Here is a 14,321-nt window from a genome sequence, read left to right as displayed (position 1 = left end):
GACGCTCAGGCCGCCTTCGGCGCGGAGGGGCGGGCGACGGCGGCGGCCACGGTGACGGGCCGTTCGACGAAGCCGGTGCGGTGGAAGATGTCGGCGGCCTCCTGCTGCTCGGCGAGGAACTCCTCGCTCACCGCCTCGATCAGCCAGGGCAGGGAGCGCAGCGCGCTCTCCCAGTCGTCGGCGCTCCCGCCCAGGTCGGCCGCGGCGATCTCGGCAGCCCGGCGCGGGTGTGCGGCGACCCATGCGTCGGCGTGGCGCAGGGCGCGGGTCAGCGCCTCGATGATCTCGGGACGCTCCTCGGCGAGTTCGCGCCGGGTGAAGAACACGGAGCGGTCGGTGATGACGTCGGCGGTGGGCACGAGGGTGCGCAGTCCGCCGGTGCGCCGGGCGGCGGCGAGCTGGGCGCCCTGGGCGACCCAGGCGGCGATCCCGCCGGTGCGCAGGAGCTGTTCGCTGTCCTCGGTGCCTCGTACGGCGGTGATGTCGTCGGCGTACGAGAGCCCGGCGTCGTGGAGCGCCTTGGCGATGAGGTGGGTCTGCCAGGAGCCGATCGCCAGATGGACGACCGTGCCCTTGAGGTCGGCGACGGTACGGACCGGGCTGTCCACGGGCACCAGCAGGGCGCCGTGATCCGGGCGCGGGGCGGAGACGGCGGTGTAGACGAGGTCGTGACCCGCGGCCTGGGCGGTGACGGGCGGGGTCGAACCGGTGCCGCCGAAGTCGATGACGCCCCGGGTGAGCAGTTCGCCGGTGCGGACGCCGTTCGTGTACGGGTGGAAGACGACGCTCTCGCCGAGCGGGGCCAGCTCCTCCTGGGCGAAGCCGAGCCGGGTGAGGTGGTACAGGTAGTAGAGGGACGGATTGCTGCTGTGGACTCCGATGGTGATGGTCATTCAGATCACTCCGATTTCGGTGCGTTCGGTAGCCGGCGCGGGGACGGTGGCAGGCGCGGCGGGCTGGGCGGGGGCGGGCGGTGGGGGCGTGTGGACCCCGAGGTCCTGGAGCAGACGGCGGCGCAGGGCGACGAACGCCGGGTCTCCGGGTTCGCGCGGCCGGTCGACGTCGACCGGCTCGTCCGTGACGAGCCGCCCGTCCCGCAGGACGGCGACCCGGTCGGCGAGCCGTACCGCTTCGTCCACGTCGTGGGTGACGAGGAGGACGGCGGGGCGGTGCTTCCGGCACAGTTCACCGACCAGGTCCTGCATCTTCAGCCGGGTCAGCGCGTCCAGTGCGGCGAACGGCTCGTCCAGCAGCAGCAGTTCGGGCTCACGGACCAGGGCGCGGGCGAGGGCGACGCGCTGGGCCTCACCGCCGGAGAGGGTGGCGGGCCACGCCTGTGCGTGCCGTTCCAGACCGACCTCCGCCAGGGCCCGGATGCCGTCCTCGGAGCGGCTTCGCGGCAGGGCGACGGTCACATTGGCGAGGACCTTCTTGGACGGTACGAGGCGGGGTTCCTGGAAGACGACGGTGCGGGCCTCGGGTACCAGGACCTCTCCCCCGTCGGCGCCGTCCAGTGCCCCCAGGATGCGCAGCAGGGTGGTCTTCCCGCTGCCGCTCGCGCCGAGCAGGGCGACGAACTCGCCGCGTGCGATGTCCAGTTCCAGATCGTCCAGTACGGCGCGGGCGCCGAAGACGCGGCGCAGCCCCCGTACCCGTACGGCGGGCGTCGTCGTTCCGTGGTCGGTCATCGGGAGGCTCCCTGCGGGGTACGCCACGGCATCAGGACCCGCTCCAGCAGCCGTACGGCGATGTCGGCGCCCAGGCCCAGCAGGCCGTAGACCAGGATGCAGACGGCGAGGATGTCGGTGCGGGCGTAGCTCTGGGCCTGCGACATCAGATAGCCGATGCCCGCGGTGGCGTTGATCTCCTCGGCGGCGATGAGCGCGATGACGCTGAGGGTCATCGACAGGCGCAGTCCGGCGAGCAGGGACGGCAGCGCGCCGGGCAGCACGACCTCGCGGACGATACCGAGGCGGCTCATGCCGAAGCTGCGCATCGCCTCGATGAGTTTGGGGTCGGTGTTGCGCACGCCGCTCGACGTCGAGACGTACATCGGGAAGGTGGTGGCGACGGCGATGAGCAGGATCTTGGCGGTCTCGTTGATGCCGAACCAGACCATGAACAGCGGCACCAGGGAGAGGAAGGGGATGGTGCGCAGGGTCTGGAGCGAGGAGTCGAGGAGTTCGTCGCCCAGGCGGGTGAATCCGGTGGTGATGCCGAGCGTCAGTCCGGCGGCCAGCCCGATGAGCAGGCCGAGACCGGAGCGGGTGAGGGAGGTGGTGAGGGCATCGGGCAGCTGCCCGTTCCCCCACAGCTCGCCCACGGCGCGGATGACTTCGGCGGGCGAGGCCAGCACGTCCGCGGTCAGGACTCCGGTCGCGGAGGCCGTCCACCACAGGGCGAGCAGCGCCACGGGGCCCAGTGCCCGTACGGTCAGGGCGTAGGTACGGCCGCGGGCCTTGCGCAGCTGCGGGCGCGGGGGGACGAGTGAGGTGGTCGCGGTGTCGCTCATGTCAGCTTCTCGACGTCGAGCAGATGGGCCGCGACGTCGACCTGCGTCTTGGTGACCTTCTGCTCGGCGTAGAACGCGGCGACCGCCTTGAAGCGTGCGATGTCCTCGGGGCCGATCGGATCGACCGTGCCGCCCTGGGCGGTGAAGCCGGTCTGGACTTCCGCCGCCTTGCCGGTGACGGCGGTGGGGCCGACGTCGGTGAAGACGTTCAGATACGCGGCCGGGTTCTTCTTCTCCTCGGCACTGGCGTCGTGGAGGTACTGGTAGAGCGCCTGGACGACCTTGGGGTGCTGCTCGGCGAAGGCCGTACGGACCGCGTTCAGGCTGTAGTTGTCGGAGCCGATGGCGGTGCCGTCGGCGACGAAGTGCGCCTTGGCGCTGCCGATCTCGGCGACGGCGTAGGTGGCCCAGACCGCCCAGGCATCGACCTTGCCCGCGTTGAAGACGGCGGCGGTCTGGTCGGGGCGCAGATAGACGCGCTGCACCTTGTCGGCCGGGATGTTCGCCTTGGCGAGTGCCTTGAGCAGCAGGTATTCGCCGGTGCCGCCCTGGTTGACGGCGACCTTCCGGCCGACGAGGTCGGCGACGGACTCGATACCGGAGCCGTTGCGGACCAGGATGCCCTCGCCAGCCGCGTCCGGGTCGACGGCGGTGAAGAACTTGAAGCCGGGGCGCTGGGCGAGCGAGGTGATGCCGGAGGTGATGGAGCCGGTGGCGATGTCGAGCTGGTCGGCGTTCATCGCCTGGGCGGCCGGGGCGAAGGGGCCGGCGCTGCCGGTCCACTCCACCTTGGCCCCGACCTTGCCGAGCGCCTTGTCGAGGCTGCCGTCCTTCTTGCCGAGGGCGAGCACCCCGGAGTTGCCGGGGTCGGGGATGCGTACGGAGACCGTGCTCCCCGCGCCGGAGCCGGAGGCGCTGTCGGCCTCGGACGTGCCGCAGCCGGTGACCGCGAGCAGCGCGGTGGCCGTGAGGAGGGCGGGGAGTGCGGCGTTGCGCAGTGGTCGGGTCGCATTCATGGTGGCGGGGATCCTCAAGGCTCAGGGGGCGGCGGGCAGTCGGGCGGGGGGCGGGCCGGTCAGGGCCGCGGCGCGGCGGAGCGGCCCGGGGTCGGCCCAGGCGGTGATGTCGACGCGTTCGGGCAGGAAGCCATGGGCGTACAGCGCGGACTCCTGCTCGGCGAGCAGGGCGAGGCGCCGCGGTGTCAGGTCGGGGTGCAGGGTGAGGTGGGTGCCGGGGCGGTACGCTCCCGCGACTCCGTCGGCTCCGGCACCGGTCTCGGCGCCGAGGATCCGGGCGACCTCGTCGGGCCGGCCGGCGGCCCAGTCGGCGGCCCTGAGCAGGACGGCGAGGAAGCGGTCGACGAGGTCCGGGTGTTCGTCCAGGAGATCCTGGTGGACGGTGATGGGGCGGGGGGTGCCGTTGTTGATCCGGAAGCGGTGGCCGGGCAGTTCGTCGAGTTCGACGGCGACCTCCGCGCCGGAGCGCCGGGCCGCCTCGACGGCGAGGGCACCCTTCACGTACACCGCGTCCACGTCCCCGCGGCGCAGCGCGGCGAGTTCGGCCGCCCACTGCCCCTCGTGCCCGTCGGCGGGTACGTCGACGAGTACGGCGTCCTGCTGGCTCAGCCCGGCGGAGGCGAGTGCGCCCTCGAAGCCGCGCAGGGCCATGGCCCGCCAGAAGTCGATGGCGATGGTGTGCTTCGGCACGGCGAGCCGCAGTCCTCGCAGGGCCTCGGCGCCCCGGATACCGGAGCCCGGCGCGACGAGCACGCTCTGGCGCTCCTCGATCCAGGTGAGTCCGATCAGCCGGGTGCGCTCTCCCCGCGAACGCGCCCACAGGGCGGGCACGTTGCCGCCCTCACGGAACAGTCCGGGGAGCGCGTGGGTGAAGTGCGCGGCGCGGTCGGCACCGGGGGCGGCGTCCTGGAGGGAGCGCACCTCGATGCCGTCGGGGGCGAAGGCGTCGGTGAGCCAGCCGCGGTCGGCGGCGATGCCGGTGGCGGTGGGTACGGGGCAGCGGGTGAACCAGAGTGTCCGGGGCAGGACGGCGGCATGCGGCATGGGTGTCATCCCGGTCGGTCGGCGAAGTGGGCGCGGGCATGCGTGACCGGACCGCTCGGGAGCGGCGCGGTGAACGCGGGAGGGTGAGGCGGCGGGGAGATCGCGGTGATGCGGCGGCGGGTGCCTGTCGGTACCCCGGATCAACGGATCACCGGGTCACCGGGTCACCGGGTCACCCATGGATCGGTACGGGGCCCGCGACGACGACGCCGACAGGCCGACGGAAGATCCGGAAGTCTGAAAATCCTGGGTGCACCGGAAGGCGCGGGAGGAGAGAAGCGTGCGGAGGGTCAGCGACAGGCCGCGCTGGAGACGCGCGCCAGATCGATGTGACGGCGCAGCGTGAGGGCGAGCGGCACCGGAGCGGCGGTGGCGCGGGAGTGGTCCGCGATGCGGCGGCCGGCCATGGCACTGCTCCTTTCCTGCTCGTCGGTGGTGACGGCTGAAGCCTGCCACGGATGCGAGCACCCGGACAACTCGCTTCCCATCATGTGGGATTACATATGAACGGAGTGTTTCTTGACCCGGTTGAGCCATGGGTCAACTCCCGTAATGTGGCAATGAAAGGCACCCCTCCCACCCCACGAGCGGAGAGTGAGACCGACATGACCGAGGCCGCGACAGCGCGCGCTCCGGGCGGGGCCCAGGCGGTCCGGCGCGCGCTGGACGTCCTGCACTGTTTCCACGACAACGGCCCCGACCTCAGCGCCTCCGACCTGGCCCGGCGTCTGGAGCTGTCGGTGTCCACGGCCCACCGGCTGGCCCGTACGCTGCTGGGCGCGGGCTTCCTGGAACAGGACCCGCGCACGTCCCGGTACCGGCTCGGCCCCTCGGTCACCGAACTGGGCCGGCTCTCCTACCACCAGCGGGGGCTGCATCTGGCCGCCCCCGAACTGGCCGACCTCGCCGAACGCACCGGCGCCACCACCGACCTGGCGCTGCGCAGCGGCCCGCACGCGGTGATCGTGGCGGGCGGTTCGGTGACTCCGAAGGTGGGTCTGCGCAGACCGCTGCACTCCACGGCGCTGGGCAAGGTGCTGCTGGCCTGGGCGCGCCCCGGCGAGGGCGGCCCCGACTCACTGCCTCCGCTGCCCGCGTTCACCGATCGCACGATCGTCGAACCTGCCGCGTTGCGGGCCGAGTTGGCACGCGTACGGGCCGACGAGTACGCGCTCAATGACGGCGAATCGGCGTACGGGGTGCGGACGCTGGCGGTTCCGGTGCTGGACGGCGCGGGTCACTCGCGGTTCGCCCTGGCGGTACGGGCCACCCCGAGCGTGATCACACCGGAGCGGACCGACTGGCTCCTGACGCAGGCGCGGTCCTGCGCGCGGGCGCTGGAGGTGCTGCTGCTGTCCCCTGCCGAGCGGCGACCGCCCGCACGGTAGCGGCCGAGCGGCGACCGCCCGCACGGTAGACGCGTGCGGGCCCGGTCCCGGCACGCGGGCGCGCTCCGGCGCGGGCATGGCCGCACCGCGCGAGCCGGAGTGCGGGGTACAGGTGCCGGACGGACGGTTGTTGAGGTGCGGGTGCCGGGGGGAGAGACCGCCCCCCGGCGCGTTCCGCTCAGTGCTCGTGCTGCCCGGCCGCCTTGTCCGTGCTCGCCGCCTCGTCCGCGCCCGCCGCCCTGTCGGCCTTGGCCGTGGGGCTCTTCGCGCTCGACACGTGGTGCGGTTCGTGCCCCGGGACCGTGCCGTCGGGCTTGGCGACCAGCAGCAGTCCGGCCATGCCCATGTCGGAGTGGCTCTGGACATGGCAGTGGTACATCCAGGCGCCCGCGCCCACGTTCTCGCCCGCGATGATCTGGAATCCGAACGAGTCGGCGGGGCCGCAGATCTTGGTGTCCACCACCCGACTGGGGTCGTCCGGACCGGTGAGCAGCCCGGTCCTGTTGTCCGCCCAGCGATGACCGTGGATGTGGAACGTGTGGTAGTACTCGCCGTGCGTGATCATCACGACCTCGACCCGGTCACCCACCGTGGCCTCGAAGTTCGGACTCTCGTGGCCCGCCTTGTTGTTGATCGTCATGTCGTTGAAGACGATCGTGATCGTCCTGTCCGGCAGGATGTCGCCCTGGCGCCGCACGACCAGCGGCCCGTAGAGCCCCTTGCGGATGCCGCCCGTGCCGTGGTCCGTGCCGACGACATGGTCGTGGTAGTGCCAGTAGCCCGCGCTGCCCGGCCGCCAGGTGCCGTCCTTGCGACGGCCAGGGGCGTGGGTGCGCCAGGTGTAGGTACGGGTGCCGCCCGGCTCCACATGGCTCTTGTTCATCCGGGTGCCGTCGCTGGCGATGTCGTAGTCGACGCCGTGGACATGGAGGCTGGCGTCGACGTCCGTCGTGTTCTCGAACTCGATGTGCAGGGTGTCGCCCTCGTTGATCTCGATGAGCGGCCCGGGAATCGACGCCTTGCCCTTCTCGAAGCCGTACCCGAGGGAGCCGTCCGCCAGCTTCTCGGCGTACATCTTCAGCCGGCGCACCACCCCTCCCGCCGGTGCCGTCCTTGGCGGGTTCTCCGCCGAACTCGCCTCGACCGCGCCGAGAGACAACGATGTCACGCCGGTCGCCGCCGCCGCTGCGCCACCCACCAGCATCCGCCGGCTGAAGGTCCTTCGATCCATGCCGAACTCCCCAATGCGTGAAGGAAATTGCTGAGGCTCAGAGCCCAGTCGGGCACAGGAGATCCCCGGGACGGCCCATACCGTAGCCGGGGGATCCTCGTTTATCCACACCCAGGACAAAGTTAGTTCGAATGCTGCCATAGCTATTGGCGCGCCACGAAAAGAGGTCTAGCTTCATGCGCTGTTGCAGTGACCGAAAAGTTGCAGTGACCAAGAGGGGTGGGTGACACATGCAGCGCACACCGCATCACCGGTCCAGAACACGCCGCGGTCTCGCGGCGGCCGTGGCGACCGGCGCACTGACCGCGTCCTTGCTGGGCGGCAACGCCGCCAGCGCCAGGCCCTATCCGGAGCCGGCCGACCGGCTTCCGACAACGTTGTCCCTTCCGTCGCCGCCCGGCGGGGCCAATGTCAAGGTGCTGGTCTTCCACGCCTCGGCGGGCGACGAGTCGCCGACCGTGGACGCCGGTATCGCGGCGATCGAGAAGATCGGGCTGAGCGGGCCGGAGGCCGGACGTTTCAAGACGGTCGCCTCGGACGACGCCGGGGTGTTCACCAACGCCAAGCGGCTCGGCACGTTCAACGCCGTCGTCTTCCTCACCGGCGGCGGCGATGTCCTCGACCCGGAGCAGGAGGCCGGTCTGGAGGCGTACATGGAGGCGGGCGGAGGGTTCCTCGGCATCCATGACGCGGCACGCACCGAGCCGTACTCGGACTGGTTCACCGGTCTGGTCGGGGCCCGTCCGGCCGCGAACAGCCCCACCACCGCGCAGCGCGCGACGGTGGAGATCGGGGACCGGAGCCACCCGGCGACCAAGAACCTGCCGCTGGAGTGGAAGCGCCCCGACAAGTGGCTGAACTGGACGAAGAACCCGTCCGGTGACGTGCACACCGTGGCCAGGGTCCGCGAGCTCACCTACAAGCCCGGCGCGAGCGCCAACGGCTGGGACCACCCGGTCTCCTGGTGCCGCGACTACGACGGCGGCCGGTCCTTCTACACCGCGATGGGCGGCACCGTCGACAGCTTCGCGGAGACGGACTTCCGTGACCATCTGCGCGGTGCGCTGTCCTGGACCACCCGTCTCTCGCAGGCCGACTGCACGGCCACGATCAACGCCAACTACAAGGCCGAGCGCCTGACCCAGCCCAACCAGCCGGGGAAGAACGACCAGATCGGCGAGCCGCACGGCCTGGTCACCGCCGCCGACGGCAAGGTCTTCTACATCGGCCGCGGCGGCGCGGACAGCAGCGTCCCGGTCGTCACGGACTGGAAGGACCCGAACGTCGGCAAGGGCCTGGGCGAGATCCACGTCTACGACCCGAAGACCAAGAAGGTCACGCTCGCCGGGGCGCTGACCGTGTTCGGCAACAAGGGCGGCGGCGACGAGCTGGTCAAGGTGGAGGAGGGACTGCTCGGCATCGAGCTGGACCCGGACTTCGCCTCCAACGGCTGGGTGTATCTGCACTACACGCCGCACGCGAAGATCGACCGCGACAAGCAGATGGCGGTACGCCAGGTCTCCCGCTTCACCTTCGACCCGGCCACCGCCGAACTGGACCTCGCCTCCGAGAAGGTACTGCTGAGCTGGCCGGTCCAGATCCACAGCTGCTGCCACGCGGGCGGCGGAATGGCCTGGGACTCCAAGGACAATCTTTACATCGCGACCGGCGACAACAACTCCTCCGGTTTCAGCGACGGTTACTCCGGCAACAACCCCCAGCCGAACTACAAGGGCGTGTCGTTCGCCGACGCCCGCCGCACCGCGGGCAACACCAACAACCTCAACGGGAAGATCCTGCGGATCCACCCCGAGGACAACGGCACGTACACGCTGCCCGAGGGCAATCTCTTCACCGGCAAGGAGCCGGACGAGGGCGGCGGCAGGACCCGCGGCGAGATCTATGTGATGGGGGTGCGCAACCCGGCCAGGATCTCCATCGACAAGTCGACCGACACGTTGTACGCGGGCTGGGTCGGCCCGGACGCCGGGGAACCGAGCACCACCTGGGGTCCGGCCAAGTACGACACGTTCGCCGCGATCACCAAGCCCGGCAACCACGGCTGGCCGTACTGCATGGGCAACAAGCAGCCCTACCGGGACCGCAATCTGCCCGACCCGGGCAAGCCGCTCGGCTGGTACGACTGCGACGCCCCGAAGAACGAGTCGCCGAACAACGACGGGCTGGTGAAGCTGCCGCCGGTCACCTCCAACACCATCTGGTACTCGCCCCAGGGCGGCGGCGTGGACTACCCGCGCAACGCCGACGGCGTCCCCAGCTACAAGGTCGAGGAGCAGAAGCAGCTCCTGCCGTGGCTGAAGGGCGGCGGACAGGCCACGATGAACGGTCCGGTCTACCGGTACGACGCCGCGAGCACGAGCGCCGACAAGTGGCCCGCGTACTGGGACGGCAAGTGGTTCGTCGGTGACTTCTACGACGCCGACCAGCCGCGGCACGCCGTACTCACCGACCCGAAGACCGTCGGCAAGGGCGGTCTGCCCACCCACGCCGAGTCCCTGAAGAAGATCATCCCGGTCGGGGCCGACGGCATCCGCAACCTGATGGACTGGAAGTTCGCCCCGGACGGTTCGCTGTACGTCCTGGACTACGGGCGCGGGTTCTTCACCTCCGACTCCAAGTCCGCGCTGTGGCGTGTGACGTACAAGGGCGGCGGCCCGACCCCGGCCGCCGCCGAACTGGCCAGGAAGGCGGCAGCGCAGTGAGACACCCCTCGCTCCTCGCACGACGGCGATACCGTCCCGCCCGGCTGTGGGTGGCCCTGCTGGGATCGTTCCTGATGGTCCTCGGGCTGACCTCGACGGCGGCGTACGGCCGCACGGACGACGACCGTGCGGCGGCGGCCGACCAGGTCCTCAACTGGACCGCGGGCGACCCCATCGACCACTATCTGTCGGCACCCAGGACCGCGGTGGCGGGCAGGGCCACCATCGTCTTCGAGAACAGCACGGCCACCGGCAACACGACCGGGATGCCGCACACGCTGACGTTCGGCGTCTCGGACCCCGAGTTCAACGACGACGTCCAGCTGAACATCCTCGCCAACCCCAGCGACAGCGAGGGCGGCAAGCACAGCGTCGAGGTCACCCTCACCCCCGGCCGGTACTTCTACCACTGCACCATTCCGGGGCACGGGTCGATGCAGGGCATCCTCACCGTGACGGACGGCGGTGGCGGTGAGGACACCACCGCCCCGGAGACGTCCGCCGTGGTCGACGGCGACAAGAACGCCGACGGCGCGTACCTCGGCCAGGCCACCGTCACCGTGGCGGCGACCGACGAGGGCTCCGGCGTCGACACCGTCGAGTACGCCCTCGGTGCGGACGGCGCCTGGCAGCCGTACACCGCCCCCGTCGTGGTCAGCGAGGTCGGCACCCACAAGGTCCGCTACCGGGCCACCGACAAGTCGGGGAACGCGGCGGCGGAGAAGGCCGTCGACTTCAGCGTGGCCGCCCCGCCGACCGACGACGGGACACCGCCGGAGACCTCGGCGACCGTATCGGGCGAGAAGGACGACCAGGGCGCGTACCTGGGCATGGCCACGGTCACCGTGACGGCGTCCGACACCGGCTCCGGCGTCAACACCATCGAGTACGCCCTCGGTGCGGACGGCGCCTGGCAGCCGTACACCGCCCCCGTGATGGTGCACGAGGTGGGGACGCACAAGGTCCGCTACCGGGCCACCGACCGGTCGGGGAACGTGGCCGGCGAGAAGGCCGTCGACTTCACCGTCGTCGAGCCGCCCTCGCAGGACACGACCGCGCCGGAGACCTCGGTGAAGGTGGCGGGCGACAAGAACTCGGACGGCGCCTTCATCACCAGCGCCAGGGCCACGATCACGGCGAGCGACGACGACTCCGGGGTGGACAAGGTCGAGTACTCCCTCGACGGCGGGCCGTATCTCGCCTACACCGCTGTCGTGATCGTCGACCGGGTCGGGTACCACACGCTCGCCCACCGGGCCACGGACAAGGCGGGCAACACCTCCCAGGCGCAGAAGGTGTCGTTCACCGTCGCGCAGAGCGGCGGAGTCCCGGCGCCGAACTGCGCGGAGTTCGACGAACGGCTCACCGTCATCGTGGGCACCGTCGACACCGGTGTGCCCAACCGGATCACCCGCAACCGCTGCACGATCAACGAGCTGATCGAGGACGAGAAGGACTGGTCCTCGCACGCGCTGTTCCTCAAGCACGTGGACAAGGTCCTCGACCGGCTGCTGACCGACGGTGTGATCGACACCCGTGAGCACAAGAAGATCTACCGCGCGGCCAAGCAGTCCGGTATCGGCAGTCCGGGGCAGTCCGAGGGCTACACCAAGCTCTTCGACGGCACGGCCGCCTCGCTGACCAAGTGGCAGCAGGTGGGCGGCGGGCAGTTCGCGCTCAACGAGGAGGAGGGCTCGATCACCAGCTCCACGACGGTGGACGGCATGGGCATGCTGTGGTTCCCGTCCCGGAGTTACGGGGACTTCTCGCTGAAGCTCCAGTGGCGGGACGACGCTCCCGGCGCGGGCAACGCCAACGGCGGCGTGTTCGTCCGCTTCCCGAACGTCCACGACAACCCGGAGGAGGCCCGTCCGGAGTGGGTCGCCATCAAGTACGGCCATGAGATCCAGATCAACGACCGGCCGGACGGCGACATGTACAAGACGGGCTCGCTCTACGGCTTCGACCGGGTGGGTCTCGGCGGCGCCGGGGTCACGCCCAAGGGCACCTGGAACGACTACGAGATCCGTGTGGTCGACCAGCACTACTCGGTCTACCGCAACGGTGTCCTGCTGAACGAGTTCGACAACAACGGCGGACAGCTCTTCGAGCCGCCGCGGGGCGACGACCCGGGCACCGACGGCCGGCGGTTCGCCTCCGGCCACATCGGGCTCCAGGTCCACAGCACCTCGGACGTCATCTCGTACCGCGACATCCGGGTCAAGGAGCTGTAACCCGCACACGCACCTCAGGAGGCCGCGGCCGCATGCTCCGGCATGTGGTCGCGGCCTCCGGGGTGCCGGTGCCGCCACACCCAGAACACCGTGCAGGACACCAGCGCCCAGGCGCCGAGCACCAGATACGGGAAGAGGAACTGGTGCCCCCGGTAGTAGACCGCGGTGTGCTGGGCGTTGACCGAGGCACCCGGCGGCAGCCAGCGGCCGATGTGGCCGAGCACCGAGGGCAGCAGCGGCCAGGACACCGCGCCGCCGGACGAGGGATTGCCCAACAGCACCATGAGGCCCCAGGTCGGGATCATCGCCCAGCGCCCCATCAGGGTGTTGAACATCGTGAAGACCATGCCCGTGGTGAACATCGTGAGCGACAGGATCAGCCATGAGTGGACGAAGGGCAGCTCCACCGCGCCGAGCAGCCAGTCCACGACCGCGACGATGGCGAAGCCGCCGAGCAGGGCGTAGGCGACGGTGAACGCGATCCGCTCCAGCGGCACCAGGGCGCGCGCGTGCACGCTCAGCTGGATCGATCCGACGAAGCCGATGATGACGGCGGCGAGCGAGATGTAGAAGAGGGCGAGACCGCGCGGATCGCCCTTCTGGAGCGGCTTGAGGTCCGTGACCGTGACCGGCACACCGAGGGTGTCGCCGACCTTCACCCCGGTCTCGGTGAGCAGTTGGGCCACCGTGGCGCCGGAGGCCGCGGCCACGTCGAGGGCCACACCCGGTCCCCGGGGCCGCACGATCGTGAACACCTTCTGCTCCTCCAGCGCCTCCCGGGCCCCCGCCGGGGTGGCGTAGACACGCAGGTCGAGCGAGGCGTCGAGCGCCTTCTCCATCCCGGCGACGAACGCCCTGGTCCCCGGTTCCCGGGCATCACCCACCAGGGCACCCGGAATCCGGTGCGGGGTGGGGTTGGCCATGGCGTACGTGTACGAGCCCGCGAAGAGTCCGGCCGCGGCCGCGATGATGAACAGCAGCACGGTCGCGGGCAGATACGGCGACTTCTTGAACGCCTCCCACCGGTCCCGGCTCGTCGGCGGCCGACCGTGCGCACCGTGCGCCGCGCTCCGTTCCCTCATGCCGCGTCGCCGTCACCGTCGCCGCCGTCACCGCCGTCGTCGCCGCGCCCGTCCGCGCCGTCGTCGTGCCGGGCGCGGCTGGGCTGCACCCGCTTCGGTTCGCCGGGCATCTTCGGGTACTCCGGCGGGTAGGGCATGTCGCCGAGCCCGCGCTCCTTCTCGTCCCGGTCGGCGAGTTCCAGCAGCGCGTCGAGCCGGAACGCGTGCTCGTCCATGTCGGCGTGGACATCGCCGAGTTCGGCGTAGCGCGCGGGCAGGGTCCTGATGTCGAAGTCGCGGGGCTCGGCGTCGTCGACCTCCTCCCAGCGCAGGGGTGCGGAGACGGGGGCGTGCGGGAAGGGCCGTACGGAGTAGGCGGAGGCGATCGTGCGGTCGCGGGCGGTCTGGTTGAAGTCGACGAAGATCCGCTCGCCGCGCTCCTCCTTCCACCATGCGGTCGTCACGCGCTTGGGCATGCGCCGTTCCAGTTCGCGCCCGGCGGCGATGGCCGCCCGTCGCACCTCGGTGAAGGTCCACCGCGGGGCGATGGGCACGAAGACATGGATGCCGCGGCCGCCGGAGGTCTTGGGCCAGCCGCGCAGCCCGTGGTCGTCGAGGACGGAGCGCAGTTCGTGGGCGGCGGCCACGGCGTCCGCGTAGTCCGTGCCGGGCTGCGGATCGAGGTCGATGCGCAGCTCGTCGGGGTGGTCGGTGTCGGCGCTCCGTACCGGCCAGGGGTGGAAGGTGAGGGTGCCGAGGTTGGCCGCCCAGATCACCGCGGCGAGCTCGGTGGGGCTGATCTCGTCGGCGGGACGGCCGCTGGGGAAGGCGATCCTGGCGGTCGGGATCCAGTCGGGGAGGTTCTTCGGCGCCCGCTTCTGGTAGAAGAAGTCCCCCTCGACACCGTCCACGAACCGCTGGAGGGTGGTCGGCCGGTCGCGCAGGGCACGGGTGATTCCGGGCCCCACGGCCAGGAAGTACTCGGCCACGTCCCTCTTCGTGTAGCCCTTCTCCGGGAAGTACACCTTGTCCGGGTTGGACAGCCGTACGGCTCGTCCGCCCGCGTCCAGCTCCACCGCTGCTCCCATGACGGCCACCGTAGGCCGCTCGCA

12 protein-coding genes are annotated in these 14,321 nt (G+C 70.8%); 3 read left to right on the top strand and 9 right to left on the bottom strand.

Annotated features, from left to right (window positions below; translation table 11 throughout):
- Positions 1 to 5: 5 nt before the first annotated feature.
- The 6 genes from OG251_RS34040 to OG251_RS34015 all read right to left on the bottom strand — a co-directional run bounded on the left by OG251_RS34040 (position 6) and on the right by OG251_RS34015 (position 4,979).
- Positions 6 to 893, bottom strand: coding sequence for an ABC transporter substrate-binding protein (locus tag OG251_RS34040; RefSeq protein WP_326680707.1), 888 nt, complete (start codon positions 891 to 893; stop codon positions 6 to 8).
- A complete protein-coding gene (locus tag OG251_RS34035; RefSeq protein WP_326680706.1) occupies positions 894 to 1,688 on the bottom strand; it encodes an ABC transporter ATP-binding protein in 795 nt (264 codons plus the stop codon).
- On the bottom strand, positions 1,685 to 2,512 hold the full coding sequence (locus tag OG251_RS34030) for an ABC transporter permease (RefSeq protein ID WP_326680705.1): 828 nt from the start codon (positions 2,510 to 2,512) through the stop codon (positions 1,685 to 1,687). Before OG251_RS34030 ends, OG251_RS34035 begins: the two co-directional genes overlap by 4 nt.
- Positions 2,509 to 3,528: an NrtA/SsuA/CpmA family ABC transporter substrate-binding protein gene (locus OG251_RS34025; protein WP_326680704.1), complete on the bottom strand. Its 1,020-nt coding sequence runs from the start codon at positions 3,526 to 3,528 to the stop codon at positions 2,509 to 2,511. Before OG251_RS34025 ends, OG251_RS34030 begins: the two co-directional genes overlap by 4 nt.
- A 21-nt stretch (positions 3,529 to 3,549) precedes the next feature.
- Positions 3,550 to 4,572 (bottom strand): ABC transporter substrate-binding protein, encoded by a 1,023-nt coding sequence (locus tag OG251_RS34020; protein WP_326680703.1) that lies wholly within the window; start codon positions 4,570 to 4,572, stop codon positions 3,550 to 3,552.
- Between the two features lie 290 nt (positions 4,573 to 4,862).
- Positions 4,863 to 4,979: a putative leader peptide gene (locus tag OG251_RS34015; RefSeq protein WP_326680702.1), complete on the bottom strand. Its 117-nt coding sequence runs from the start codon at positions 4,977 to 4,979 to the stop codon at positions 4,863 to 4,865.
- 198 nt (positions 4,980 to 5,177) lie between these two features.
- Here OG251_RS34015 and OG251_RS34010 point away from each other — a divergent pair, with 198 nt between their 5' ends.
- The gene (locus tag OG251_RS34010; RefSeq protein ID WP_326680701.1) at positions 5,178 to 5,960 is read left to right on the top strand and encodes an IclR family transcriptional regulator; all 783 of its coding nucleotides are present in this window, start codon (positions 5,178 to 5,180) and stop codon (positions 5,958 to 5,960) included.
- A gap of 178 nt (positions 5,961 to 6,138) precedes the next feature.
- On the opposite strand, the gene OG251_RS34005 is transcribed toward OG251_RS34010, so the two are convergent.
- A complete protein-coding gene (locus tag OG251_RS34005; protein WP_326680700.1) occupies positions 6,139 to 7,191 on the bottom strand; it encodes a multicopper oxidase domain-containing protein in 1,053 nt (350 codons plus the stop codon).
- 230 nt (positions 7,192 to 7,421) lie between these two features.
- On the opposite strand from OG251_RS34005, the gene OG251_RS34000 reads away from it, so the two are divergent.
- Both OG251_RS34000 and OG251_RS33995 read left to right on the top strand, forming a co-directional pair.
- The gene (locus OG251_RS34000; protein ID WP_326680699.1) at positions 7,422 to 9,914 is read left to right on the top strand and encodes a ThuA domain-containing protein; all 2,493 of its coding nucleotides are present in this window, start codon (positions 7,422 to 7,424) and stop codon (positions 9,912 to 9,914) included.
- The gene (locus tag OG251_RS33995; protein WP_326680698.1) at positions 9,911 to 12,148 is read left to right on the top strand and encodes an OmpL47-type beta-barrel domain-containing protein; all 2,238 of its coding nucleotides are present in this window, start codon (positions 9,911 to 9,913) and stop codon (positions 12,146 to 12,148) included. Before OG251_RS34000 ends, OG251_RS33995 begins: the two co-directional genes overlap by 4 nt.
- A gap of 14 nt (positions 12,149 to 12,162) precedes the next feature.
- Here the strand turns inward: OG251_RS33995 and OG251_RS33990 are convergent, their stop codons facing one another.
- Together OG251_RS33990 and ligD are read right to left on the bottom strand one after the other, a co-directional pair.
- The gene (locus OG251_RS33990; RefSeq protein ID WP_326680697.1) at positions 12,163 to 13,230 is read right to left on the bottom strand and encodes an ABC transporter permease; all 1,068 of its coding nucleotides are present in this window, start codon (positions 13,228 to 13,230) and stop codon (positions 12,163 to 12,165) included.
- Positions 13,227 to 14,297 carry a non-homologous end-joining DNA ligase gene (gene ligD, locus OG251_RS33985; RefSeq protein WP_326680696.1) on the bottom strand — a complete coding sequence of 357 codons (1,071 nt, stop codon included), beginning with the start codon at positions 14,295 to 14,297 and terminating at the stop codon, positions 13,227 to 13,229. The genes OG251_RS33990 and ligD overlap by 4 nt, the downstream gene beginning before the upstream one ends.
- Positions 14,298 to 14,321 lie beyond the last annotated feature (24 nt).

Source organism: Streptomyces sp. NBC_01237, from assembly GCF_035917275.1.
Lineage (GTDB): Bacteria > Actinomycetota > Actinomycetes > Streptomycetales > Streptomycetaceae > Streptomyces.
The sequence above is the reverse complement of the archived record's forward strand: the minus strand, read 5'-3'. Positions and strand labels throughout refer to the sequence as shown.

Excerpts from the sequence above, each read along its gene's own strand:
- OG251_RS34040 (WP_326680707.1), bottom strand. The coding sequence starts at position 893 with ATGACCATCACCATCGGAGTCCACAGCAGCAATCCGTCCCTCTACTAC.
- OG251_RS34035 (WP_326680706.1), bottom strand. The coding sequence starts at position 1,688 with ATGACCGACCACGGAACGACGACGCCCGCCGTACGGGTACGGGGGCTG.
- OG251_RS34030 (WP_326680705.1), bottom strand. The coding sequence starts at position 2,512 with ATGAGCGACACCGCGACCACCTCACTCGTCCCCCCGCGCCCGCAGCTG.
- OG251_RS34025 (WP_326680704.1), bottom strand. The coding sequence starts at position 3,528 with ATGAATGCGACCCGACCACTGCGCAACGCCGCACTCCCCGCCCTCCTC.
- OG251_RS34020 (WP_326680703.1), bottom strand. The coding sequence starts at position 4,572 with ATGCCGCATGCCGCCGTCCTGCCCCGGACACTCTGGTTCACCCGCTGC.
- OG251_RS34015 (WP_326680702.1), bottom strand. The coding sequence starts at position 4,979 with ATGGCCGGCCGCCGCATCGCGGACCACTCCCGCGCCACCGCCGCTCCG.
- OG251_RS34010 (WP_326680701.1), top strand. The coding sequence starts at position 5,178 with ATGACCGAGGCCGCGACAGCGCGCGCTCCGGGCGGGGCCCAGGCGGTC.
- OG251_RS34005 (WP_326680700.1), bottom strand. The coding sequence starts at position 7,191 with ATGGATCGAAGGACCTTCAGCCGGCGGATGCTGGTGGGTGGCGCAGCG.
- OG251_RS34000 (WP_326680699.1), top strand. The coding sequence starts at position 7,422 with ATGCAGCGCACACCGCATCACCGGTCCAGAACACGCCGCGGTCTCGCG.
- OG251_RS33990 (WP_326680697.1), bottom strand. The coding sequence starts at position 13,230 with ATGAGGGAACGGAGCGCGGCGCACGGTGCGCACGGTCGGCCGCCGACG.
- ligD (WP_326680696.1), bottom strand. The coding sequence starts at position 14,297 with ATGGGAGCAGCGGTGGAGCTGGACGCGGGCGGACGAGCCGTACGGCTG.